18 protein-coding genes, 25 tRNA genes, 1 rRNA gene and 1 riboswitch are annotated in these 20,811 nt (G+C 43.4%); of the genes, 3 read left to right on the forward strand and 41 right to left on the reverse strand.

Going from position 1 to position 20,811, the window contains the following annotated elements; translation table 11 throughout:
- Nucleotides 1–117: 117 nt before the first annotated feature.
- The 5 genes from ACWODM_RS13680 to ACWODM_RS13700 form a co-directional block, all read right to left on the reverse strand.
- Nucleotides 118–921 (reverse strand): metallophosphoesterase family protein, encoded by an 804-nt coding sequence (locus tag ACWODM_RS13680; protein ID WP_455321930.1) that lies wholly within the window; start codon nucleotides 919–921, stop codon nucleotides 118–120.
- Nucleotides 899–2,023: an ABC transporter ATP-binding protein gene (locus ACWODM_RS13685; RefSeq protein ID WP_455321931.1), complete on the reverse strand. Its 1,125-nt coding sequence runs from the start codon at nucleotides 2,021–2,023 to the stop codon at nucleotides 899–901. Before ACWODM_RS13685 ends, ACWODM_RS13680 begins: the two co-directional genes overlap by 23 nt.
- 9 nt (nucleotides 2,024–2,032) lie before the next feature.
- Nucleotides 2,033–2,851 carry a carbohydrate ABC transporter permease gene (locus ACWODM_RS13690; RefSeq protein WP_455321932.1) on the reverse strand — a complete coding sequence of 273 codons (819 nt, stop codon included), beginning with the start codon at nucleotides 2,849–2,851 and terminating at the stop codon, nucleotides 2,033–2,035.
- Nucleotides 2,841–3,722 (reverse strand): carbohydrate ABC transporter permease, encoded by an 882-nt coding sequence (locus tag ACWODM_RS13695; RefSeq protein WP_455321933.1) that lies wholly within the window; start codon nucleotides 3,720–3,722, stop codon nucleotides 2,841–2,843. Before ACWODM_RS13695 ends, ACWODM_RS13690 begins: the two co-directional genes overlap by 11 nt.
- 65 nt (nucleotides 3,723–3,787) lie before the next feature.
- On the reverse strand, nucleotides 3,788–5,095 hold the full coding sequence (locus ACWODM_RS13700; RefSeq protein WP_455321934.1) for an ABC transporter substrate-binding protein: 1,308 nt from the start codon (nucleotides 5,093–5,095) through the stop codon (nucleotides 3,788–3,790).
- 239 nt (nucleotides 5,096–5,334) lie between these two features.
- Between ACWODM_RS13700 and arr the strand changes: the two genes are divergently transcribed.
- The gene (gene arr / locus ACWODM_RS13705) at nucleotides 5,335–5,751 is read left to right on the forward strand and encodes an NAD(+)--rifampin ADP-ribosyltransferase (protein ID WP_455321935.1); all 417 of its coding nucleotides are present in this window, start codon (nucleotides 5,335–5,337) and stop codon (nucleotides 5,749–5,751) included.
- Between the two features lie 10 nt (nucleotides 5,752–5,761).
- Nucleotides 5,762–6,244, forward strand: coding sequence for a prolyl-tRNA synthetase associated domain-containing protein (locus ACWODM_RS13710; protein ID WP_455321936.1), 483 nt, complete (start codon nucleotides 5,762–5,764; stop codon nucleotides 6,242–6,244).
- A 26-nt stretch (nucleotides 6,245–6,270) separates the two neighbouring features.
- On the opposite strand, the gene ACWODM_RS13715 is transcribed toward ACWODM_RS13710, so the two are convergent.
- Nucleotides 6,271–6,651, reverse strand: a complete 381-nt coding sequence (locus ACWODM_RS13715) for a hypothetical protein (RefSeq protein ID WP_455321937.1) — start codon at nucleotides 6,649–6,651, stop codon at nucleotides 6,271–6,273.
- Nucleotides 6,652–7,004: 353 nt separating this feature from the next.
- Between ACWODM_RS13715 and ACWODM_RS13720 the strand changes: the two genes are divergently transcribed.
- Nucleotides 7,005–7,628: a DJ-1/PfpI family protein gene (locus ACWODM_RS13720; protein ID WP_455321938.1), complete on the forward strand. Its 624-nt coding sequence runs from the start codon at nucleotides 7,005–7,007 to the stop codon at nucleotides 7,626–7,628.
- A gap of 49 nt (nucleotides 7,629–7,677) precedes the next feature.
- Here the strand turns inward: ACWODM_RS13720 and ACWODM_RS13725 are convergent, their stop codons facing one another.
- From ACWODM_RS13725 to rrf, 35 genes are all read right to left on the reverse strand, one after another.
- On the reverse strand, nucleotides 7,678–8,631 hold the full coding sequence (locus ACWODM_RS13725; protein WP_455321939.1) for a transketolase family protein: 954 nt from the start codon (nucleotides 8,629–8,631) through the stop codon (nucleotides 7,678–7,680).
- Nucleotides 8,624–9,487 (reverse strand): transketolase, encoded by an 864-nt coding sequence (locus tag ACWODM_RS13730; RefSeq protein WP_455321940.1) that lies wholly within the window; start codon nucleotides 9,485–9,487, stop codon nucleotides 8,624–8,626. The genes ACWODM_RS13725 and ACWODM_RS13730 overlap by 8 nt, the downstream gene beginning before the upstream one ends.
- 21 nt (nucleotides 9,488–9,508) lie before the next feature.
- Nucleotides 9,509–10,864, reverse strand: a complete 1,356-nt coding sequence (locus ACWODM_RS13735; RefSeq protein ID WP_455321941.1) for a PTS ascorbate transporter subunit IIC — start codon at nucleotides 10,862–10,864, stop codon at nucleotides 9,509–9,511.
- A gap of 19 nt (nucleotides 10,865–10,883) precedes the next feature.
- On the reverse strand, nucleotides 10,884–11,165 hold the full coding sequence (locus ACWODM_RS13740; protein ID WP_455321942.1) for a PTS sugar transporter subunit IIB: 282 nt from the start codon (nucleotides 11,163–11,165) through the stop codon (nucleotides 10,884–10,886).
- On the reverse strand, nucleotides 11,162–13,210 hold the full coding sequence (locus tag ACWODM_RS13745; RefSeq protein WP_455321943.1) for a BglG family transcription antiterminator: 2,049 nt from the start codon (nucleotides 13,208–13,210) through the stop codon (nucleotides 11,162–11,164). Before ACWODM_RS13745 ends, ACWODM_RS13740 begins: the two co-directional genes overlap by 4 nt.
- Before the next feature lie 191 nt (nucleotides 13,211–13,401).
- Nucleotides 13,402–14,487 carry an AI-2E family transporter gene (locus ACWODM_RS13750; protein WP_455321944.1) on the reverse strand — a complete coding sequence of 362 codons (1,086 nt, stop codon included), beginning with the start codon at nucleotides 14,485–14,487 and terminating at the stop codon, nucleotides 13,402–13,404.
- A 172-nt stretch (nucleotides 14,488–14,659) separates the two neighbouring features.
- The gene (locus ACWODM_RS13755) at nucleotides 14,660–15,436 is read right to left on the reverse strand and encodes an alpha/beta hydrolase (RefSeq protein WP_455321945.1); all 777 of its coding nucleotides are present in this window, start codon (nucleotides 15,434–15,436) and stop codon (nucleotides 14,660–14,662) included.
- Nucleotides 15,437–15,460: 24 nt separating this feature from the next.
- Complete coding sequence (locus tag ACWODM_RS13760) at nucleotides 15,461–16,927, reverse strand: MDR family MFS transporter (RefSeq protein WP_455321946.1); 1,467 nt, start codon at nucleotides 16,925–16,927, stop codon at nucleotides 15,461–15,463.
- Nucleotides 16,928–16,997: 70 nt separating this feature from the next.
- Complete coding sequence (gene metK / locus ACWODM_RS13765) at nucleotides 16,998–18,188, reverse strand: methionine adenosyltransferase (RefSeq protein WP_455321947.1); 1,191 nt, start codon at nucleotides 18,186–18,188, stop codon at nucleotides 16,998–17,000.
- A riboswitch (SMK box riboswitch) is annotated at nucleotides 18,186–18,270 on the reverse strand. Its footprint overlaps the gene before it by 3 nt.
- A gap of 145 nt (nucleotides 18,271–18,415) precedes the next feature.
- Nucleotides 18,416–18,487, reverse strand: a tRNA-Glu gene (locus ACWODM_RS13770).
- 9 nt (nucleotides 18,488–18,496) lie between these two features.
- Nucleotides 18,497–18,584, reverse strand: a tRNA-Ser gene (locus ACWODM_RS13775).
- A gap of 25 nt (nucleotides 18,585–18,609) precedes the next feature.
- A tRNA-Ile gene (locus ACWODM_RS13780) sits at nucleotides 18,610–18,683 on the reverse strand.
- A 17-nt stretch (nucleotides 18,684–18,700) separates the two neighbouring features.
- A tRNA-Gly gene (locus ACWODM_RS13785) sits at nucleotides 18,701–18,771 on the reverse strand.
- A gap of 10 nt (nucleotides 18,772–18,781) precedes the next feature.
- Nucleotides 18,782–18,854 (reverse strand) — tRNA-Phe (locus ACWODM_RS13790).
- Between the two features lie 4 nt (nucleotides 18,855–18,858).
- Nucleotides 18,859–18,932 (reverse strand) — tRNA-Asp (locus tag ACWODM_RS13795).
- A 38-nt stretch (nucleotides 18,933–18,970) separates the two neighbouring features.
- Nucleotides 18,971–19,044: transfer RNA gene (locus ACWODM_RS13800), tRNA-Met, on the reverse strand.
- Nucleotides 19,045–19,058: 14 nt separating this feature from the next.
- A tRNA-Ser gene (locus ACWODM_RS13805) sits at nucleotides 19,059–19,148 on the reverse strand.
- Between the two features lie 13 nt (nucleotides 19,149–19,161).
- A tRNA-Glu gene (locus ACWODM_RS13810) sits at nucleotides 19,162–19,233 on the reverse strand.
- Nucleotides 19,234–19,242: 9 nt separating this feature from the next.
- Nucleotides 19,243–19,316, reverse strand: a tRNA-Ile gene (locus tag ACWODM_RS13815).
- Nucleotides 19,317–19,333: 17 nt separating this feature from the next.
- Nucleotides 19,334–19,404, reverse strand: a tRNA-Gly gene (locus ACWODM_RS13820).
- A 1-nt stretch (nucleotide 19,405) separates the two neighbouring features.
- Nucleotides 19,406–19,482 (reverse strand) — tRNA-Asp (locus ACWODM_RS13825).
- A 39-nt stretch (nucleotides 19,483–19,521) separates the two neighbouring features.
- Nucleotides 19,522–19,595 (reverse strand) — tRNA-Met (locus ACWODM_RS13830).
- Between the two features lie 14 nt (nucleotides 19,596–19,609).
- Nucleotides 19,610–19,699 (reverse strand) — tRNA-Ser (locus ACWODM_RS13835).
- A gap of 21 nt (nucleotides 19,700–19,720) precedes the next feature.
- Nucleotides 19,721–19,794 (reverse strand) — tRNA-Ile (locus tag ACWODM_RS13840).
- A 16-nt stretch (nucleotides 19,795–19,810) separates the two neighbouring features.
- Nucleotides 19,811–19,884, reverse strand: a tRNA-Met gene (locus ACWODM_RS13845).
- A gap of 33 nt (nucleotides 19,885–19,917) precedes the next feature.
- Nucleotides 19,918–19,990, reverse strand: a tRNA-Ala gene (locus ACWODM_RS13850).
- 15 nt (nucleotides 19,991–20,005) lie between these two features.
- Nucleotides 20,006–20,079: transfer RNA gene (locus ACWODM_RS13855), tRNA-Pro, on the reverse strand.
- A 9-nt stretch (nucleotides 20,080–20,088) separates the two neighbouring features.
- A tRNA-Arg gene (locus ACWODM_RS13860) sits at nucleotides 20,089–20,162 on the reverse strand.
- A 12-nt stretch (nucleotides 20,163–20,174) separates the two neighbouring features.
- Nucleotides 20,175–20,260 (reverse strand) — tRNA-Leu (locus ACWODM_RS13865).
- Nucleotides 20,261–20,274: 14 nt separating this feature from the next.
- Nucleotides 20,275–20,346, reverse strand: a tRNA-Gly gene (locus tag ACWODM_RS13870).
- Nucleotides 20,347–20,349: 3 nt separating this feature from the next.
- A tRNA-Thr gene (locus tag ACWODM_RS13875) sits at nucleotides 20,350–20,425 on the reverse strand.
- 9 nt (nucleotides 20,426–20,434) lie between these two features.
- Nucleotides 20,435–20,516 (reverse strand) — tRNA-Leu (locus ACWODM_RS13880).
- A 12-nt stretch (nucleotides 20,517–20,528) separates the two neighbouring features.
- Nucleotides 20,529–20,601, reverse strand: a tRNA-Lys gene (locus ACWODM_RS13885).
- Nucleotides 20,602–20,604: 3 nt separating this feature from the next.
- Nucleotides 20,605–20,677: transfer RNA gene (locus tag ACWODM_RS13890), tRNA-Val, on the reverse strand.
- A gap of 14 nt (nucleotides 20,678–20,691) precedes the next feature.
- Nucleotides 20,692–20,807: ribosomal RNA gene (rrf, locus tag ACWODM_RS13895) — 5S ribosomal RNA — on the reverse strand.
- Between the last annotated feature and the right edge of the window lie 4 nt (nucleotides 20,808–20,811).

Below are 20,811 nucleotides of genomic sequence, written 5' to 3' on the forward strand. Positions count from 1 at the left end.
TCTTTTCTTTTTTATCTACTTGTCTATTTATCATGACACAAAAATCGAAGAAAATCTATTTTTGAATAAATAGAAAAACGCCACATATCCTGTGACGTTGACTATGACGTTTTTCCATTAAAAATTACCTTCAAATGGTTTCTTAAGACTACCAATCACGGTTTGTTGAGGAGATAAATAATGATGGTAGACAAACAAACCATTCTTGGTAAGGGAACAGCTATTGTAACCCGTACGATTTGTAAAAATGGAAACATCTGGATATTCATCCACACCAAAAGAGATGGCTTCCGCCATGTGCTGCATTTTTCCACCGTACTGAATCGTGGTGCCTTGATGGATATGTCCAACAAAAATTCCTAGAATATCACTATTAGCGATCACTTCTTCAAAACCACTCGGTACTTCAGTAGCAATGCCTTCTTCTTCCCAAGCTAAAGGGTGATGCTGCAATAAAATTGTGCCTTTTTCTGCAGGTTCCTGCAACCATTCAGCCAATTGCTCCATTTGAGCAACCGAAATCTTGCCTTCGTGGTGGGCATCCTGAGCGGAGTCCAAACGAATGATCCGTAAGCCATTCACGACATCACAAGCAATATACTCATCGTTTTCATTGCCCTGAACCGCCATCGCTTCAAAAAAGACCTCTCGACGATCATGGTTGCCTCGGCAAAAATAGTAAGGGACTTCCGGCAAAAGCTCCTGCCAGGTTTGTTTGAACAACTCATAGTCAGCCAGTTCCCCTTCGTGCGCTAGATCTCCTGTAACCAAAGCAAAATCAAAATCTTCCTTTTTAGCATCCTCTAATAGTTGTCTTAGTCTTAAAACAGGATTACTTTCTTGATTGAACATTTTACTAGTCAACGCATTGCCTTGATAATCAACACGAACATGCGTATCAGACAGATGTAAGAACTTCATGGATGTTGTCCCCTTTCTCTAGATCAAATGGATAACCTAGATTCGTTTGTGTTTCTTTTGAAAAGAAATGCAGGCGTTTCGCTGGAATCTGTAGGCATACCGTATCCCCAACCTGCCAGTGGTCCTCTTCACTGAGTACAATAAAGGTTTTTTCGCCCATTTTGACGGTCAGCGCATAGCTTTGACCTAATAATTCACGATAAACGATCTGCGCCTTCAGCTCTCCTGATGTTTTAGAGAGGATGAAATGCTCTGGACGAATTCCTACAAGCAATTCCTGCTGACCTTGTTTAGCCAATAAGTTTTGCCAATCCTCAGATAAAGCAATCGACTGACCTTCAATAGTGACTGACGTACCCTGAAATTTTCCATCAAAAATATTCATTCCCGGTGAGCCAATAAACGTAGCCGTGAAAACATTGGTTGGACGCAAGTAAACATTGCGTGGGGTATCGACCATCTGGATTTTTCCTTCGTTGAGTAAAACGATACGGTGAGCTAAAGTCATGGCTTCAATCTGATCGTGCGTGACATAAACAAAGGTCTGTTGGTATTTGTCATGAATCTTCACTAGCTCCATCCGTGCATCTAAACGTAAACGAACATCCAGATTCGACAGTGGTTCATCCAGTAAAAAGTAATCTGAACGCTTCACAACCGCTCGCGCTAAAGCCGTCCGCTGTCTTTGTCCTCCAGACAGATCCTTAGGCAAGCGATCTTTGTAAGGTAGCAGATCCAGCATTTCTAGTGACTCATGTAAACGTTGCTCGACCTCAGCTTTAGGTACTTTATTCGCTTTTAAAGAAAAGACAATATTGTCAGTGACAGTCATATGCGGATACAAGGCATAATTCTGGAACACCATCGCAATATCACGATCGCCGCATTCCAAATCGTTCGCCAGCTGATCGCCTAAATACAATTCGCCACCAGCGATCTCCTCTAGTCCAGCAATCATTCGCAATAGCGTAGATTTTCCTGAACCTGAAGGACCTAATAAGACGATACGTTCGCCTGCTGCGATCTCTAAATCGATTTTTTCGAGAATCACATTTTCTCCATATTTTTTTGATATCTGTGCAAGTCTAATTTCTTTTCCCATATTCTTCTCCTATTTGATTCCAGCAGATACAAAGGTGCCAATGATGTATTTCTGAAAGATAATATATAGTACGAGTGGTACAAACATCGTGATCAGACTGATCGCCATCGCTACAGTAAAGTTAGTCCCACCTTCGGAACTAATGTAGGTTTGCATCGCCAGCGGCAAGGTGTATTGATCGATCGATTTCAAGATCAGTACCGGCCAAACGAACTCGTTCCATGAAGTGATGAAAAACCAAATTCCGGTAGAAGTGATCGCATGTCTAGTCAATGGGAAAATCACATTCAACATGATCTTGCCTTGGCTGATATTGTCGAGTGCTGCCACCTCTAACAATGACTTAGGAATGCCTCTCATGGTTTGAGTCAACAAGAAAATCCCCATCGCATCAGCAAACTGAGGCAAGATCACTCCCCATGACGTATCGATCAGATTCATTTTAGTGATCAGCAAATAATTGGGGATCATCGAGACTGTAAACGGAATAAACAAGGTGGCAATGATAAACAGATACAAGAACTGTTTCCCTTTGATCCGGCAGTAGGTAAAGCTATAAGCCGCAAAAAAGGCAACGGCCAGTTTGACTACCGTGATCACTGTTGCAACAAAGAAGGTATTCCAAGTAATCTTCAGCAATGGCAAGTTGTCAAACAAATAGGTGAAATTACTAAATGTAAAGTTTGCCGGGATCAAGCTCAAAATCGTATGATAGGCTTCTTTCAAAGGTTTAAAAGAATTCGCTAGGATAAACAGCAATGGATAAGCAATCACCAGCAAAATCACAATAAACAGCACATGGACCCAAAAACGTTTATTAATTTTCATAGTAAACTCCCTTCTCAATGTACTTGAAGGTAAAAATCAGTACTAGCAGGAAGATCAGCAGTGTCAGCACAGAAATCGCCGAAGATTCACCGACTCTGTACATTTCAAAAGCTTTTTGATAGGTATAGTAAATCAAATTGGAACTCCCATTGTTTGGTCCACCCTTGGTTATGATTTTGATCGGTGTGAAGACATACTGCAACCCCTGAACGACTGTCATGATCAACAGATAGATTCCTGTTGAACTACTCATTGGTAGCACGATCCGGAAGAAAATTTTCCAAGTAGGTACCTTGTCTAGTTTGGCAGCATCGATCATTTCTCTGTCGATCCCAGCGATTGCTGCATAAATCACGATAAAGTTGTAACCAAAGACTTTCCAAGAAGTGATCGCCGCGATCACACTGATGACCCAGCCGTTAAGATTGGTCCACATCGGCATTTTGATTCCAATCGATTGTAAAATGATCGCTACCGGTCCCGAAACAGGATTGAGAATCCAAGTAAAGACCATGGAAGCCACGACCAACGAAATCACTGCTGGTATAAAAAAGATCGGTTTGTAAAGCTCTTTACCCTTGACGATCACGATATCCATCAAAAAAGAAACCACATACGGGAACAAGCAGCTAAATAAAACAAACAAAATCGTATAGAGCAGTGTATTCCCTAAAATTTTATGAAAGATCGGATCTGTCAGCATCTTTTGATAATTGGCAAAGCCGACAAAATCTTTGGTAGGTGCCACCATATTCCAGTCAAAAAAACTAAGGTAGATCGTATAGATCAACGGATATATCACAAAGACTGCTAAGATCACCAAGGCTGGAAAAAGATAAATATATCCTAAATAATGTTGAAACTTTTTCATAGACAAACTCCTTTACAAAGAACAGAGCACACAGGAAACCGTCCTTTCCGCGTGCTCTAGTGTTCTTATTCCATCAACTTGTTGATCTCATCCTGTGTTTCTTCCATTGTTTTTTGAGTATCACTGCCGGATAAGATTTTATCACGCATATCTAATAGTTTTTGTTCTGCTTCCAAGCCAGCATCCCCTGGAAAGGCTGTCCAGCTGACCATGCCATCCATTTGCTTGATCGCTGGCGCCATCATGGTATTCTCCTCTAGGAATTGCTTCAAGCCATCTTCAGCTTCAGCAACATCGTTTCTTGGAGGAACATACCCCGTTCCTTTGGTCCATTCAGCCATTGACTCGACGCTATACAAGTATTCCAAAAAGTCCCAAGTGGCTGCTTTTTTCTCTTGATCCTGAGAAGTAACTGCTAACATCGCACCACCCGCAGGAAGTTTCAATTCTTTGCCTTCCCATGATGGAGATTCTACTGCTGTCACGTCAAATTCCGAATTACTTTGGATATTGTTACGTTGAGCAATCGTTGTGAAGACCATCCCAACATTGCCATCAATAAAGCTTTGTACACCTTGCTCCCAAGGTAAATGCAGTGCTGATTCATCGGTTACAACCATGTCTTGATATAATTGATAAGCTTCGACACCTTCTGAAGAAGCAAAGGTTGCTTTCCCGTCAGTGATCACGTTCGCGCCATTACTTTCTAACAACGCTTGAGTTGCCCAGCTGTCCGCAGGTTCTTGTAGATAGAAACCGTATTTGCCAGTTTCGTCTTTGATCGTTTTGGCGAAATCTTTTAATTCCGTCCACGTCGTCGGTCCATTTTCATCTAAGCCCGCTTCTTTTAACAGATCTCTGTTTAGATACAAGACTGGGTTACTCAATGAATACGGTACACCGACATATTTTCCATCTTTTTCAGCCAACTGCATGATGTTGTCCAAAAAGTATTTGTCAAAATAATCGCCATTTTCTGGTTCAACTTCTTGTACCAGATCCGTTGGGTCAATATATTCGAAGTTTTCAGCAAAATAATCTTTGAAGGCCCAACCAACTTGTACCACATCAGGAACTGTGTTCGAAGCAACCGATGCTTGCAAGTTCTGCATCAATCCTTTGTACATATCTGGATTGAATTTAGCGACTACTTCTACATTATCCTGAGAAGCATTGTAGTCTTCGACCAGCTTGTTTACCGTTTGACCACCCTGTGTGTCTGCATTGACGTGCCAATATTCGATTGTTACTGGTTCTGTATTCTCTGAATCGTCTGAACCTGCACTATTGCCATTACTGCCGTTTCCACACGCTGCCAGTCCTAGAAGACTTGCTGTTGCTGCAAAGGTCAACAAAAATTTTGTTTTTTTCATTTTTTTCCTCCGAAATGTTCTCTCTTTAAGTTTGTTGAATAGTTTGTGTTTCTCTAATAGCAACTATCCTAAGCTATATTGTAAGTCTGTATTGTTTATTTTCTGAAAAATTTCTGTACAAAATACATAAACTTTATATGGCTTTTGTCTTGTCGGTAAACTTTATGTAAAAATGCTCTTTGATTTTTCTTCTGAAGAGAGTATGCTTAGGACATTCACTTAACATGGAGGGATTGCTAATGGACACGCACGACGTTTTAGATCGAGGACCATTTTTCCATGGAACTAAAATACCTTTGCAACTAGGCGAGCTACTGACACCCAAACATGACTCCAACTTTGAAGAGAATCGTGTCTCTAATCATATTTACTTCACCGCAACCTTGGATGCTGCGAAATGGGGTGCTGAGTTAGCTGTTGGTACCGAAGCGGAGCGGATCTATCTCGTAGAACCACAGGGCGCATTTGAAAATGATCCGAATCTGACGGACAAACGTTTTGCTGGAAATCCTACACGCTCCTATCGTTCAAAGGAGCCACTAAAGATCGTTGCTGAACTGGCAACCTGGGAACGCCATCCAGAAGAAGTCATTCAACAGATGCGGACTCATTTGAAGGAACTGAAGGATCGTGGCGAAAATGAAATTTTAGATTAGAGGGAGAAAGATGACAGAGCAAAAACAATTTGTTTTAAATACTTTGGAGCATTTGAATATTTCCTATCAATTGATTGAACATCCGGCAATTTATACTGCCCTAGAAACAGTACCTGTGGCTTTTCCAAAAAACAGTGTGGTCGTGAAAAATTTGTTTTTACGAAACGCTAAGGGTAGTCACTATTATTTATTCATTTGTGATGCTGCAAAAACAGTCGATCTGAAGCTGTTGCAGCAACAGATCGGCTCCACGCGGCTTTCTTTTGGCTCAGAAGAACGGTTGCAAGAATACTTAGGACTGACCCGAGGTTCGGTCAGTCCGTTAGGTTTATTAAATGATCTGACGCAAGCCGTCACCTTTTATGCCGATGCAGAGTTAGTCAATCTCCCTTTGATTGGCGTCCACCCCAATGACAATACGGCCACCGTCTTTTTGAGCTTTGATGCCTTAGTATCTGTGATTGAGTCTAGTGGACATAGGGTGAACATATAAAAAAGCAGCTGAGTAAACTCACTCAGCTACTTTTTTAGTGTTTGTAAAACTTTTGCCAGCAGCCCTGCTAATGCTCCCCAAAGTAAATTGGTGATCAGTACGCTGATGATCGCCCGAATACTCAAAGTAGGTCCTTGCAGTTGTCCTAGTATCATTGGTGACAGTACGGCACTAAGAAAAATAGCCATAGCTCCGTAAACGAGTCCTGTTGCAGCCAGTGTCAACAACGGATCCTCTGCCTTGCTCTTTGCCACAAATACCCAGACCAGCGTGAGCAACAGTGTGGTTCCCAAGCTAACTAAAGGTTTTCCTAGCAAGTCAGCAATTCCTAGAATACTCAAAAATGGACGAATAAGTGCCAACAGTGCCAACCCTAAAACCAATCGTATATCCAGCTTTTCTTTCATTTTTCTTCCCCCTCCTCATCTCTTAGAAAAAGTGTAACAAATTTCAGTTATTTTTTACTCCTGCCATAGAAGGAAACTCACTCCTACTAAAGGCTGAAAATGAGCGCTCCCTTCGTTGTAAACCTTTTCTTTCTATGTTATTCTTGATGTAATTCTAAAGAAAAGAGGAAGCCGACAATGAGCAACTAACCAATTTTTTGAAACTGCAGACCACGATTTTCCTTCAAGGGAGACGTATGCAGATTTTCAGGATTGGTTCGATGTGGATTTGGATGTTTTTTTGTGTAGCCTTACCAATCCTGAAAACCATGGAAAAATTCTATAAAAAATGAAATGGATTGTGAGGAATACTTATGACAGCAAAGAAAGCACTCGTCTTGGTTTACAACGGCATGTCTTTGAGTGAGATCAATTTGTTGACCAACTATCTAACGATTTACCAGCCTTGGGAACAGATGTGGACGATCAATACAGTCGGCGCAGAAAAAACGACGTATCCCACGGAGGATCAGTTTTTAGTGACACCCACGAAAACGTTTGAGGAGATCGATTTTTCTGACTATGCGATTGTGATATTGCCAGGGATCATCAATCCTTATCCCGTAGCAGAAGATGAACGAATCATTGATTTTTTACGTCCGTTAACCACGATGAAGGATCGTCCATTGATCAGCGCCATGTCTTCGTCTCCGATGGTGTTAGCCAAAGCTGGACTTTTGGATGGCGTGGGTTTCACAGCGGGACTTTTTGAGGAAACCTTGGATGCCTTTGACTTTTTCCAAAAAGAAAATCATCAGCGGCAGCCCTGGTATTATGATGAGAAACATCGCATTTTGACAGCGATCAATTTTGCCTTTAGAGAATTTGCCATCGAATCAGCAAAGATCCTAGGCTTCCAGCCTCGCAAAGACCAGTTCGGCGGTCCCCGAAAAGACCCGCCCTATACAAAAGAAGAATTAACCTTTTATATGTCCTGACAACACAAGAAAACTCTTTGGAATCTTCTTCCAAAGAGTTTTTGTTTTCCTATAAAACGTCTTGCAAACGCTCGTAGATCTTGTTGGTGGTCAAACCAAATTCCTCTTGCAGGAAGTCTGGAGTACCGACCTGACCAAAACGTTCATCGACGCCGATTCGTTTCAAGGGAACCGCAACGCCTGCTTCAGCCAATGTTTCGGCTGTGGCACTGCCCAGCCCTCCTGTGATCGAATGATTTTCAATCGTCACGACCAATTTCTTGTCTTTGGCTTGCGCTAAAAGAAGTTCTTTATCCAATGGTTTGATCGTGAACATGTCGATCACTGCCACAGAATGTCCTTCATCTGCTAATCTCTGTGCGAGCTGCAATGTTTCAAATACTAACTGTCCAGCTGCAACCAGCAGAATGTCTGTCCCTTCCTGTAACAGATTGCCTTTGCCAAGTTCAAAGGTTGATCCTGGTTCGTAGACCTTGTGGACTGCTTTTCGATTGCCACGAACATAATGAACCCCTTGCATGGTACTGAAGGTGCGAATGAGCCACTCCATCTGTACCTCATCAGCAGCATCGCAGATCACCGAGTTCGGGATCATGCGCATCAAAGCCACATCTTCCCAGGTCGTATGCGTGCCACCATTTGGTCCAGCTGCAAATCCGGGATCTGAGCCGTACACATTGATCGTATTGCCTGCATAACCACCAGAGATGAACATTTGATCAAAAACACGTCTCGTAGCAAAAGGACCAAACGTATGGATAAAAGGAACATAGTTCGCCAAGCTCAGTCCAGCTGCAACACCCACCATGTTGGCTTCTGCAATCCCGACATTGATAAACCGTTCTTTGCTTGCCCCTTGTAAGGTCGTCCAGCCACTGGCACCGCCCAAGTCAGCATCCAGTGCTACGACACGTTCGTTTTCTGCCATTAATTCTTTGATAGTGTCTACCACGACCATCCGTAGCTCTTTGCCAATTTCTTGATTGTCTGTCAGTTTAAACATATTGATGTTCACGCTCCTCAATCGATTTTTCCAGTGAAGCGATCGCATCGTCTGCTGCCTGATTGATCTCATCACCGTTGAATTTGACCGAGTGATTGTCTTTCAATTCTTCAAAGTAAGATACACCTTGTCCCTTGATACTGTCTAGGACTAGACAGACTGCCTGATCCTCGATCGTCTTCAACTCATTGATTGCTTCATCGATCCCTTGGATGTCATCCCCTTTGACCTTCAAGGTATAGAAACCGAATGCTTCCATTTTCTTTTGAAAATCGAAAGGATTCATGATATCTACGGTGAGTCCATCCAGCTGTTTTTTGTTGTCATCAATGATCACAATACAGTTGTTCAATTTGAAGTGCGCGATGTACTGGAAAGCTTCCCAGCATTGTCCTTCATTCAACTCACCGTCTCCACAGATCAGATAAACATAGTTGTCTTTTTTGGCCAGTCGCAACCCTGTTGCTAGTCCCGCTGCCACAGAAGTTCCCTGACCCAGTGAACCCGTTGTTGCGTCCACTCCCGGTGTTTTCAGGCGATCTGGATGAGAGGGCAGGTTTGTGCCCCCCTCATTCAATGTCGCCAACACACTTTTATCAAAATAACCCATATTCGCTAACATGGCATACAAACCTGGTCCGGCATGCCCTTTAGAAAGAACCAGTCGATCACGATCTTCCCACAGAGGCTCTTCTGGCCGAATCTTCATTTGCTTGCCATACAGAACGGCTAACAGTTCAGCGATCGAAAAAGAACCGCCCAAATGTCCGTAGCCCATGTTTTTCAACGTTTTCAAGGTATCTAAACGAACTTTATCTGCCAAGATACTTAATTTCGTTAATGTTCCCTCATTCATTGCTTCAAAACTCCCCACTGATTATTTTGCTGTCTGTTTGTTTTTACCTAAAACGGTCATCACGATCATCACTGCTAATACTGCAACGATTCCGCTGATCACTGCGATTTGTCCGCCGACATTGGCCAAACTTCCCATGAAGATCCCTACGACACCATAATCTGTGTCAGAGAATGTCGAACCGGCAAAACCAAGATTCCCAAGGACCGGCATCAGGAAGATCGGCATGAAGCTGATCAGGATCCCTTGCAGGAAGGAACCAATCACCGCTCCGCGTAATCCACCGGTTGCATTTCCGTATACCCCAGAGGTCGCGCCACAGAAGAAGTGAGGAACGACACCTGGTAAAATAATTACCGAACCAGTCATCGCCATAAATACCAAGCTCACGATCCCACCGATGAAGCTAGAGAAGAAACCGATCAATACGGCATTTGGTGCGTAAGGAAATACGATTGGACAATCCAAGGCTGGAATAGAATTTGGTACCAACTTCTCTGAGATTCCTTTGAAGGCTGGTACGATCTCTGCCAAGATCAAACGTACTCCTGCTAAGATAATGAAGACACCTGCTGCAAAGGTTCCTGCTTTTTGTAAGGCGAAGATGATGTAGTTCGTCCCACCACTTAAATTAGTCGTGATATACTCTCCACCGGCAAACAAGGCCACGATCACATATACCACAGACATCGTGATCGTGATACTGACTGTTGAGTCACGCAAGAAAGCCAAACCTTTAGGAAAGTTGATGTCTTCCGTTGATTTTTCTTTGTTTCCGACTAATTTACCAACCAGTCCACTGAAGGCATAGCCAAAGTTCCCGGTATGTCCCAAAGCAACCGTATCGTTTTTGGTGATCATCCGTGTGAACGGTTGGGCGATCGCAGGTGCTAAAGCGTTAGCAATTCCTAAAGCCAAGCCACCTACAGTGACTAAAACCACACCGTTCATTCCAGTCGTTGCTAAAATTACAGCAACTAGACAGGCCATATAAAGCATTGCATGACCGGTTAAATAAATGTACTTGAATTTAGTTACACGTGCGATGATAATATTGAAAACCATACCCGATAACATAATAAGTGCAGTGTATGTGCCAAATTCTTCCAAAGCCAGTGCCACGATCGCTTCATTGTTTGGAACGACTCCCGAAACATTGAATGCCTGCTGGAACATCTCACCAAATGGCTCTAATGAATTCACGATCACGTCTGCACCAGAAGTGACGACTAGAAAGCCGACAAAGGTTTTGATTCCGCCACGCATGATGTCGCTCAACGGTTTTTTCTGTAAGACTAGCCCTAATACTGCGATCAAAGCAACCAATATCGCCGGTGTACTGGCGATATCGATTAAAACATCCAAAACTCCATTCATGTAAATACCCTCTCTCTCTTTAGATTAAATTGTATTCTTCTGCTACTTTTTTCACTTTGTCACGCAGTTCATCCATGTCGATGATACTGGTTAACACGACCACATTGCCTAAATGCTGTACACTGTCTGCCAAATCTCCACCAACGAAGAAGACATCCGCCAACTCTGGTGCTGCACTTCCCACATCGTAGTGATTGACTTCGATTTCATTAAGTCCCAATTCTGCTAAAACTGTTTTGATGTTCATTTCCACCATAAAGCTCGATCCTAATCCCGATCCACATACTGCTGCCATTTTCATTTGTCATCTTCTCCTTTTAAAATAGTTTGAATTTCTTCTTTTGTTTCTGCTGCTAATAATTTTTCAAGATTTTCTGCATTCGACAAGATTTTTGTCAAACTTGCCAGCGCACGTAAATGTGCTTCGTTATCGACGGCTGCCAGGCAAATGAATACGGTAATCGCGTGCTTTTCATCGTCCAGTAACAACACTGGTTCCGATGTTTTTAGCAAAGTCATACCCAGCTCATTCACGCCACTTTCCGGACGGGCATGGGGCAGAGCAATATTTTTACCGATATGGATAAAGGCTCCAAATTCTTTGACCCGGTCGATCATCGCTTCGATATAACTCTCTTCGATTTTCCCTTGATCCAGTAAAGGTTTCGCCGCTCGTGCGATCGCCTGCTGCCAATCCAACTTGTCATCTGTCAGCTCGATATTTTCTGAAATTATCAATTCTGAAAGCATTGGTCTTACATCCTCCTTATTCTTTTGTAGGGTTGTCATTTTCTTGGTCAAGACATCCAATAGTTTTCCTTTGGTGATTCCTTGCTTCAACTCAATGTAGGGCTCCATGAATTTAATGATTTGTTCCGGTGATAAAATGGCTACACCCGGCAGTAAAAGCTCTTCTTGAACTCGTACCAGTAATCGCTGTTTTTCTTCCATCGTCATGATCGGCTGGATCTCATAGATCGGTTTACTGGAAGACAAAGGAGTGTTCGTAAAAATCACGTCATAGGTATCTTCCGGGATGTTTTCCAGCTCTTTCACCGAGTTAGTCAAACTGAAATCGATACTCGGAAAAAGCTGCTTCAACTCCGCTTGCATGATCAGTGAAGAACTGATACCGTTTGGACAAAGAATCAAGGCACGAACGGTTCGCGAAACGATTTCTTTTTGCCGCTCGATCTCTCCGCCAAATAAAATCGTAAAATAGGCCACTTCGTTGTCCGGAATCATTGTTTTCGTCAGTTCTTCCAACGGTCCCAACGCGATTTTTGTCAGTTTGAACAACTCACTGTGCTGCCGTTTGATCGTATCTGTCCACGCATTTGGCAAATGATAGCCAAAATAAATCCTGAAAAAAGAAGGGACAAGATGATAGAACACATGCAGCAACGTCTGATCACGCTCTCTAAATTCGATAACACTGATCGTTTGGATACGTTGCAGGATCTCGTTGGCACATTCCAGTAAATAATCCAAAGAAGAATCCTTGATCGCGCCTTCGATCACAGTCATGAACAAGCTGGTAAAAAACAATTCCTCCTCCGGATAATTGAAGGCTGACAGTTTTTTGACAAAGCGTTTGGCCGCCCGAGCTGCATGCAGTGGAACCAGAATTTTTTTATCTTCTGGCTGAAAAGCAATCCGATGATTAGCTGCTCGTGCACTAAGCAGCATGACATAATGGGAAACCTCTTCGACTCTGCTGGGCACCACAGTCAACCCTTGATCATTCAATACTTCCTTGAGCGTCGTCCGAAATAGGAGATACTCATTTTGTGGAAATTGCTCTTGCAGCTCTGTCAATCCCCAGTAACCAGAGGGACTATCCAACAGCTCCGACATCAGATTTCTAGCAAGCACTCGTATACGCAATTCTTCTCCAACCAGTTGAAAACCACTTTTCCTTTGGTACTCCAAAACAATGCCCTTTTCATTGAGGTATTTCCTTAATTTTTTGATGTCCGCTAAAATTGTATTTTTGCTGACTTGCAAAAAATCTTGGAAATGGAAAACAGATAGATTGTCTATCTCCAAAAAACAATACAAAAAGATTAGATCACGGCGCTCAGCTTCTGAGAAAATGATTTCTTGCCTGGTTTTCAAAAATTTCAATTCCGCCCAACTAAACAAGATTTTCTCTGGAATATGGATATTTCCATTTTCTATTACGAATTCTCGATGCCTGTTCTTTCTAAGAAACGCATTGATCTCCCGTATTTGTTTGACTAAACGCTGTTGATCGATCCCAATGTACAAAGACAAGTCTTCTAAAGTGATACAGGAACCATACAACTCTTGTTGAAAAAGTTGTTGTACGTGATAATCCAACATGTCCTCACCTCTGTCACTAAGAATATATTAAAACCGTTTACATTGATAGAATCGTTCAGTCCAATTTGAAGCGCAAAAAATTTTTTCATTAGACCGAAAGCAAAATACAGCGTCATCTTCTTCCTCCTTTTCTCACTAAAAAGCTGTACAAACGAGAAGAATCCAACATTTGTACAGCTCTATTTTTCTTCTTATTCAAAAGGGACGATTGTCTCTTTATTGTCTTTGACAAACTGAATGATGTACTTGATCGTCACTTGCAAGACTGCAAACACTGGCAAAATGATGATCATTCCGATCAGTCCAAACACCTGACCTGTGATCAACATCAAAATAATCACTCCCAGTGGATGCATCTTCATTTCTTTACTCATGACAAGAGGAGAAACTAAATAGGATTCTCCTAGCTGGACGATGATCACTCCAATAAGAATGACCCATATATGGACATCATCGTTGATCAATCCAGATAAAACCGCTGGAAATGCGCCGATCCAAGGACCAAAATAAGGAACGATATCCATGATTCCTGCAATTACTGAGAACAAGAAGGCTCCTTGTAGACCAGCGATCTGAAAACTGATGAAGGTTCCAACAAATACAAAAAAGCAGACCATTGATTTTCCACTGATATAATTCGACAATACCTGCTCACTATCTTTAAAATAGTTAAGCGCCAATTCCCGATACTTCTCAGGGACCCATCGAAACGATTTTGGTTTATTGGTATTTTTTAACATATAAAAAACCATGATCGGAACGATACTAATGATCAAGAAGGAACTGGAAACAAAATTCAGAATAAAGCTCGTGCTGTTCCTCAATCCCATAAAAAGAATATCGAATAAGTCCTCAAAGGATCGGTTGATCATCGAGAGGTAATCCTCAACTCCCTGATCACCAAACATATCAACTGCTACCAGCCATTCATCCAACTCCGTGACCAATTGTGGTACATTGTCGATCAATGCCTCGACTTGAACGATCAGCATAGGAATGAACCTTCTGACCAGCAGTCCTACAACAGCAAAGAAAACAATGAAGGTAATCAACAAACTCCAGCCTTCTTTTTTGATCTTGCCAAGTAAAAATACATAAAAGGGCTTGAGCAAATAATACATGAACAGCGAGACGACCACTGGGACCAAGAGAGTATTGACAGTCACTTGAAACACCGTCTGGAGAAACGCGAACTCTCTGATTTGTGACCACAGTAACAGCAAACTGATCAGTAACACCACGACATAAAACACTTTAGATTTTTTTAAGTAATTCACTTTGACCTCCTTTGTCCAAAAAAATTCCAACAAATCTTTTTAGAACCGTATAATTTTTATAACCTTTATTCTATTTATCATAACAAGAAAATCAAAATCTGTCGCTTGCTGCCTTCATATGCTCTGATTAAAAAAGAGACAAACACTTCGAAGAAAGTGTTTGCCTCTCGTTTTAGTCTTCCAACCATTCTAGAACTCGCTGGATCCAATGATCCCAAAAAATCCAATCGTGCGCTCCTGGTCCATCTTCAAAAGTAACGTCAAAAGCGCGCTGCTTCATTTTTTTTACCGCATAAGTGCTTGCTGGATACAAAGGATCCTCTGTCCCGCAGGTAACAAAGACTCGCGGAGCTATCTTTGGATCTAGCTGCTCGATCTGATAAATCAAATCATTCTCTGATGACTTGATCCTATCTAACGGACCAAAAATTCCTTCCCAATACGTTTTGTTGCGGATCTCCAACAAAGACTCAATACTTTCTGCCAGAGCCAATGCTCCTGACAGTGAAGCAACAGCCGCAAACTTCTCAGGTTTTCTCAATCCTAGCTTCAATGCACCATAACCACCCATTGACAGTCCTACAGCGAAGGTTTTTTCGCGCTTTGTTGTCAGCTGAGGGAACAATTCATGACAGATTTCAGGTAATTCTTCAGACACAAAGGTCCAATAGTTCATATCATAGGTCGTATCCGTATACCAGCCCAGATCGGTCGAGGGCATGATCACTGCCCAGCCCTTATCCGTTACATAACGTTCGATCGAGGTTCTTCTTTGCCAGACACTGTGATTCCCGTTCATGCCATGAAGCAGATAAAGGACTGGAACATCAGTTGTAGCACCCAAAGAATCCGTCCCAAAACTTTTTTTGGTTTTTTGTGGAAGAATCACATTTAACATGACTTCCATTTCCAAGATATTTGAATAAACATTTGCTTGTAAAAAGGCCATTTTTTCTCCTCACAATCTTTTCGTTTAATCTATTGTAGCATGTTTTTTTCTCAGTGTTTGCGTAAATATCAGTGCAAAAAGGATCAAGAGGACCGCAAAACCATAGACGACGTGCAATCCTTGATACAAAACACTTCGTAAAGACAACAGTAAATCTTCCGACAGTAATTTAGCAGTTTGAGGATTGACCAGCTTGTTCATGATATCTGGATCACTTGTTAGAGCTGCTTGTTCCAAACGCTCGGAAGTGACCATATTCAAGGTGATTCCAAAGACGGAGACCATCACCGTTTGTCCGATCGTCCGCACCAAGGTATTAAAGGACGTCGCCATCCCTAGCTGTGATGAAGAGACGCTGTTTTGAGAAACGATCGTAGACGTTACAGTCGTCGCCCCCATGCCGATCCCAGTCACAGCAGTAATCAAGAAAAATAAAGCAAAAGGCGTTTGTGTTGGAACCAAAAATAAGCCGGTACCACCTACAAAAACGATCAGCAGACTGATCGATAGCACCCAATGGATATTTTTGGTGCGCATCCAATTGCTAGCCAATGAAGATCCCCAGACCCATAGGATCGACAACGGAGCCAGCACCAGACCACCGATTCCGGCGCTTAAACCTAGCACACCCTGCATCCACATCGGAATATAGACCTCCACACCCATCAAAAAACCACTGGCCAAAGCAGCCACCACATTAACGACTACAAAAAGATGATTCTTGAACAATTCTAGAGAAATCACTGGATCCTCTGCTTTTTTCTCGACCGCAACGAAAGCAGTTAAAGCAACGACTGCTAGTAAAAGCAATGCTCCTACACTCCATTGGAAACCAACGTCACTTAAATATTGGAAGGCCAACAGCAAACTCAACAAAGTCAGCATCAAGAAAAAACTACCTAAAAAGTCCATTTTCTTTGTTTCTTGCCCTCGTACTGGTTCCACTAGAAAAATCAGGATCATTCCGATCAATAGCAAACCGATCGGTACGTTGATAAAGAATATCCAGTGCCAGCCGATCGTATCTACAATAAAACCACCTGCCAAAGGTCCTACGACACTAGCCACACCCCATGCTGTGCTGTTCAGTCCTAGCATCTTGGCCCTTTTTTCGGCATCGTACAAATCTGCCAAGATCGTCAGGGCGACAGGCATCATTGCTCCGGCTCCAATTCCTTGGATCGCCCTTGAAATAATCAATGTCATCATCGTATTGGAGACTCCACACAAAGCGGAACCAATGATAAAAATAGCTGTCCCCAAAATAAAAATCGGCTTGCGTCCCACCTTGTCTGCTAATTTTCCATAAATAGGCGTCAACATGGCATTCGTCAGTAAATAAATGGAAAATACCCAGTTCATGATCTCAATACCATGTAAAGAACCTACAATCGTGGGCATGGCTGTAGTCACAATCGTTCCTTCGACTGCCGTCATAAAGGTAGCAACAAAAATTGCAATCGTGACAATCGTTTTGTTTGTCTGTTTCATTCTTTTCTCTCCTTTTAAAACATAAAAACGACCCCTATCGATGATATTCCATCAATAGAGGTCGCCTCTTTTATTCCTTCACACTTGCTAGTAGGTCTTCCACTTTATCCGTTTTTTCCCATGGCAAGTCGACATCTGTACGACCAAAATGTCCATATGCTGCTGTTTGTCGATAGATTGGACGACGCAGATCCAACATCTCAATGATGCCGGCTGGTCGCAAATCAAAGTTTGCGCGCACCGCTTCAACCAATTTCTCGCGTGAAACCGTTCCTGTACCAAAAGTATCGATCGAGATCGATACTGGCTGAGCAACACCAATCGCATAAGCCAATTGAACTTCAGCTTTGGCAGCTAATTTTGCTGCAACAATGTTTTTTGCGATATAACGTGCCGCATAACTAGCCGAGCGATCTACTTTTGTTGCATCTTTTCCTGAGAAAGCTCCACCGCCATGACGAGCATAGCCGCCATAGGTATCAACGATGATCTTTCTTCCTGTTAAACCGGCATCTCCTTGTGGTCCGCCAATCACGAACCGGCCAGTTGGATTAATGTAATACTTTGTCTGATCATCCAACAAATTGGCTGGAATCACTTCTTTGATTACTTTTTCAATAACATCTTTATGAATCGTCTGATTGTCTACTGCATCATCATGCTGTGTACTGATTACCACTGTATCCACTCGCTGTGGTTTTCCTTGTTCATCGTACTCAACGGTCACTTGTGATTTTGCATCTGGGCGCAAATAATCGATTTCTTCAGATTTCCGAAGCTCTGCCAAGCGTCTAACTAAACGATGACTCAAAGCAATCGGTAATGGCATCAACTCTGGCGTCTCATCGATTGCAAAGCCGAACATCAAGCCTTGATCTCCTGCACCAATCTCATCTAAACTGTCGTTTTTCTCATCTCTGACTTCCAATGCTGTATCTACACCTTGTGCGATATCAGGCGACTGTTCGTCAATTGCTACTAAAACTGCTACCGTGTCTCCATCAAAACCAAATTTTGCCCGGGTGTATCCAATTTCCTTGATCGTCTCACGAACTACTTTTTGAATATCTACATAAGCTGTCGTTGAGATTTCTCCAAAAACTAATACCAATCCTGTTGTCACTGAAGTCTCACAAGCCACACGTGCCTTTGGATCCTCCGCTAATAGTGCATCCAGAATCGCATCACTGATCTGATCAGCAACTTTATCCGGATGTCCTTCAGAAACAGATTCTGAAGTAAATAAATGTCTTTCTGTCATGATGATTCCCCCTAATATATTGTCGGTTACAAGGCATCTTCACTTGTCTTCAAGTGAATCCTCTCGGGAACTTGCAACGGTCTGATTATAGCAGATTTTCTAACAATTTGCTCGTTAAAATAAATTATTTTTCATCTGACGCCTACTTTATGAAAGTAGCTCTATAAACTGCCAGTAAAAGTTCTCTTGATTTAAAAAAAAGAAGCATTCAAAAATGAATGCTTCTATGATCCGTACGGGATTCGAACCCGTGTTACCGCCGTGAAAGGGCGGTGTCTTAACCACTTGACCAACGGACCATGCTAAAACGGAGAAGGAGGGATTTGAACCCTCGCGCCGATCTCTCGACCTACACCCTTAGCAGGGGCGCCTCTTCAGCCACTTGAGTACTTCCCCAAAACCAAAAGATATTTGATTTTAATGGGCCTAAATGGACTCGAACCATCGACCTCACGCTTATCAGGCGTGCGCTCTAACCAGCTGAGCTATAGGCCCCAAATAAATAAAACAAAAGCGGGTGACGAGAATCGAACTCGCGACAACAGCTTGGAAGGCTGTGGTTTTACCACTAAACTACACCCGCGAAAGGTGTATGGCGCGGGACAGAATCGAACTGCCGACACATGGAGCTTCAATCCATTGCTCTACCAACTGAGCTACCGAGCCAAAACGGTCTGGACGGGACTCGAACCCGCGACCTCCTGCGTGACAGGCAGGCATTCTAACCAACTGAACTACCAAACCAGTGTTTCATTTTGTTACAGACAATCATCTGATTGTAATTGCGGGAGCAGGATTTGAACCTACGACCTTCGGGTTATGAGCCCGACGAGCTACCAGACTGCTCCATCCCGCGATAATAAGATAAAAAGGAGGATAAGGGATTCGAACCCTTGCACGGTTTTACCCGCCTGACGGTTTTCAAGACCGTTCCCTTCAGCCGGACTTGGGTAATCCTCCGTAAATATAAACATGATCCGTACGGGACTCGAACCCGTGTTACCGCCGTGAAAGGGCGGTGTCTTAACCACTTGACCAACGGACCTTTTTAATATGGGCCTAAATGGACTCGAACCATCGACCTCACGCTTATCAGGCGTGCGCTCTAACCAGCTGAGCTATAGGCCCCAAATAACAAAACGAAAAGCGGGTGACGAGAATCGAACTCGCGACAACAGCTTGGAAGGCTGTGGTTTTACCACTAAACTACACCCGCATGGCGGTCTGGACGGGACTCGAACCCGCGACCTCCTGCGTGACAGGCAGGCATTCTAACCAACTGAACTACCAAACCAATATATTCGTTTTATTACAGGCAATCATCTGATTGCAATTGCGGGAGCAGGATTTGAACCTACGACCTTCGGGTTATGAGCCCGACGAGCTACCAGACTGCTCCATCCCGCGATAATAAGATAAAAAGGAGGATAAGGGATTCGAACCCTTGCACGGTTTTACCCGCCTGACGGTTTTCAAGACCGTTCCCTTCAGCCGGACTTGGGTAATCCTCCGTAAAACATACAATGCCACAATGGACCTTGTAGGACTCGAACCTACGACCGGACGGTTATGAGCCGTCTGCTCTAACCAACTGAGCTAAAGGTCCAGGCTCTAAAATCAAATCGCGGCGAAGGGGATCGAACCCCCGACCTCCCGGGTATGAACCGGACGCTCTAGCCAGCTGAGCTACACCGCGAAAATAAAAATATAATCATTTATTCAAATGATATGGAGCCTAGCGGGATCGAACCGCTGACCTCCTGCGTGCAAAGCAGGCGCTCTCCCAGCTGAGCTAAGGCCCCTTGAAACTTTATTGATCGGGAAGACAGGATTCGAACCTGCGACCCCTTGGTCCCAAACCAAGTGCTCTACCAAGCTGAGCTACTTCCCGTTAAAACTACGCGCCCAAGAGGAGTCGAACCCCTAACCTTTTGATCCGTAGTCAAACACTCTATCCAATTGAGCTATGGGCGCATATCTATATAATGCCGAGGACCGGAATCGAACCGGTACGGTGATCACTCACCGCAGGATTTTAAGTCCTGTGCGTCTGCCAGTTCCGCCACCCCGGCGTGTGTCTTGGCGAAGCGGAAAACGGGGTTCGAACCCGCGACCCCCACCTTGGCAAGGTGGTGCTCTACCACTGAGCTATTTCCGCGAATGGTGCCGGCTAAAGGACTTGAACCCTCGACCCTCTGATTACAAATCAGATGCTCTACCAACTGAGCTAAGCCGGCTTTTTCTTATGCGGGTGAAGGGACTTGAACCCCCACGCCCGAAGGCGCTAGATCCTAAATCTAGTGCGTCTGCCAATTCCGCCACACCCGCTAAAGGAAAAAATGAGTCGTACAGGGCTCGAACCTGTGACCCTCTGATTAAAAGTCAGATGCTCTACCAACTGAGCTAACGACTCATATGGAGGTTAACGGGATCGAACCGCTGACCCTCTGCTTGTAAGGCAGATGCTCTCCCAGCTGAGCTAAACCTCCATTGAGATAAATCTGCGTGGCGACGTCCTACTCTCACAAGGGGCAACCCCTCACTACAATCGGCGCTAAGAAGCTTAACTTCTGTGTTCGGCATGGGAACAGGTGTATCCTTCTCGCTATCGCCACCACACACA

The organism is Enterococcus olivae, assembly GCF_053760925.1.

Coding starts and splice junctions, on each gene's coding strand:
- ACWODM_RS13680 (WP_455321930.1), bottom strand. CDS start 921: ATGAAGTTCTTACATCTGTCTGATACGCATGTTCGTGTTGATTATCAA.
- ACWODM_RS13685 (WP_455321931.1), bottom strand. CDS start 2,023: ATGGGAAAAGAAATTAGACTTGCACAGATATCAAAAAAATATGGAGAA.
- ACWODM_RS13690 (WP_455321932.1), bottom strand. CDS start 2,851: ATGAAAATTAATAAACGTTTTTGGGTCCATGTGCTGTTTATTGTGATT.
- ACWODM_RS13695 (WP_455321933.1), bottom strand. CDS start 3,722: ATGAAAAAGTTTCAACATTATTTAGGATATATTTATCTTTTTCCAGCC.
- ACWODM_RS13700 (WP_455321934.1), bottom strand. CDS start 5,095: ATGAAAAAAACAAAATTTTTGTTGACCTTTGCAGCAACAGCAAGTCTT.
- arr (WP_455321935.1), top strand. CDS start 5,335: ATGGACACGCACGACGTTTTAGATCGAGGACCATTTTTCCATGGAACT.
- ACWODM_RS13710 (WP_455321936.1), top strand. CDS start 5,762: ATGACAGAGCAAAAACAATTTGTTTTAAATACTTTGGAGCATTTGAAT.
- ACWODM_RS13715 (WP_455321937.1), bottom strand. CDS start 6,651: ATGAAAGAAAAGCTGGATATACGATTGGTTTTAGGGTTGGCACTGTTG.
- ACWODM_RS13720 (WP_455321938.1), top strand. CDS start 7,005: ATGACAGCAAAGAAAGCACTCGTCTTGGTTTACAACGGCATGTCTTTG.
- ACWODM_RS13725 (WP_455321939.1), bottom strand. CDS start 8,631: ATGTTTAAACTGACAGACAATCAAGAAATTGGCAAAGAGCTACGGATG.
- ACWODM_RS13730 (WP_455321940.1), bottom strand. CDS start 9,487: ATGAATGAGGGAACATTAACGAAATTAAGTATCTTGGCAGATAAAGTT.
- ACWODM_RS13735 (WP_455321941.1), bottom strand. CDS start 10,864: ATGAATGGAGTTTTGGATGTTTTAATCGATATCGCCAGTACACCGGCG.
- ACWODM_RS13740 (WP_455321942.1), bottom strand. CDS start 11,165: ATGAAAATGGCAGCAGTATGTGGATCGGGATTAGGATCGAGCTTTATG.
- ACWODM_RS13745 (WP_455321943.1), bottom strand. CDS start 13,210: ATGTTGGATTATCACGTACAACAACTTTTTCAACAAGAGTTGTATGGT.
- ACWODM_RS13755 (WP_455321945.1), bottom strand. CDS start 15,436: ATGGCCTTTTTACAAGCAAATGTTTATTCAAATATCTTGGAAATGGAA.
- ACWODM_RS13760 (WP_455321946.1), bottom strand. CDS start 16,927: ATGAAACAGACAAACAAAACGATTGTCACGATTGCAATTTTTGTTGCT.
- metK (WP_455321947.1), bottom strand. CDS start 18,188: ATGACAGAAAGACATTTATTTACTTCAGAATCTGTTTCTGAAGGACAT.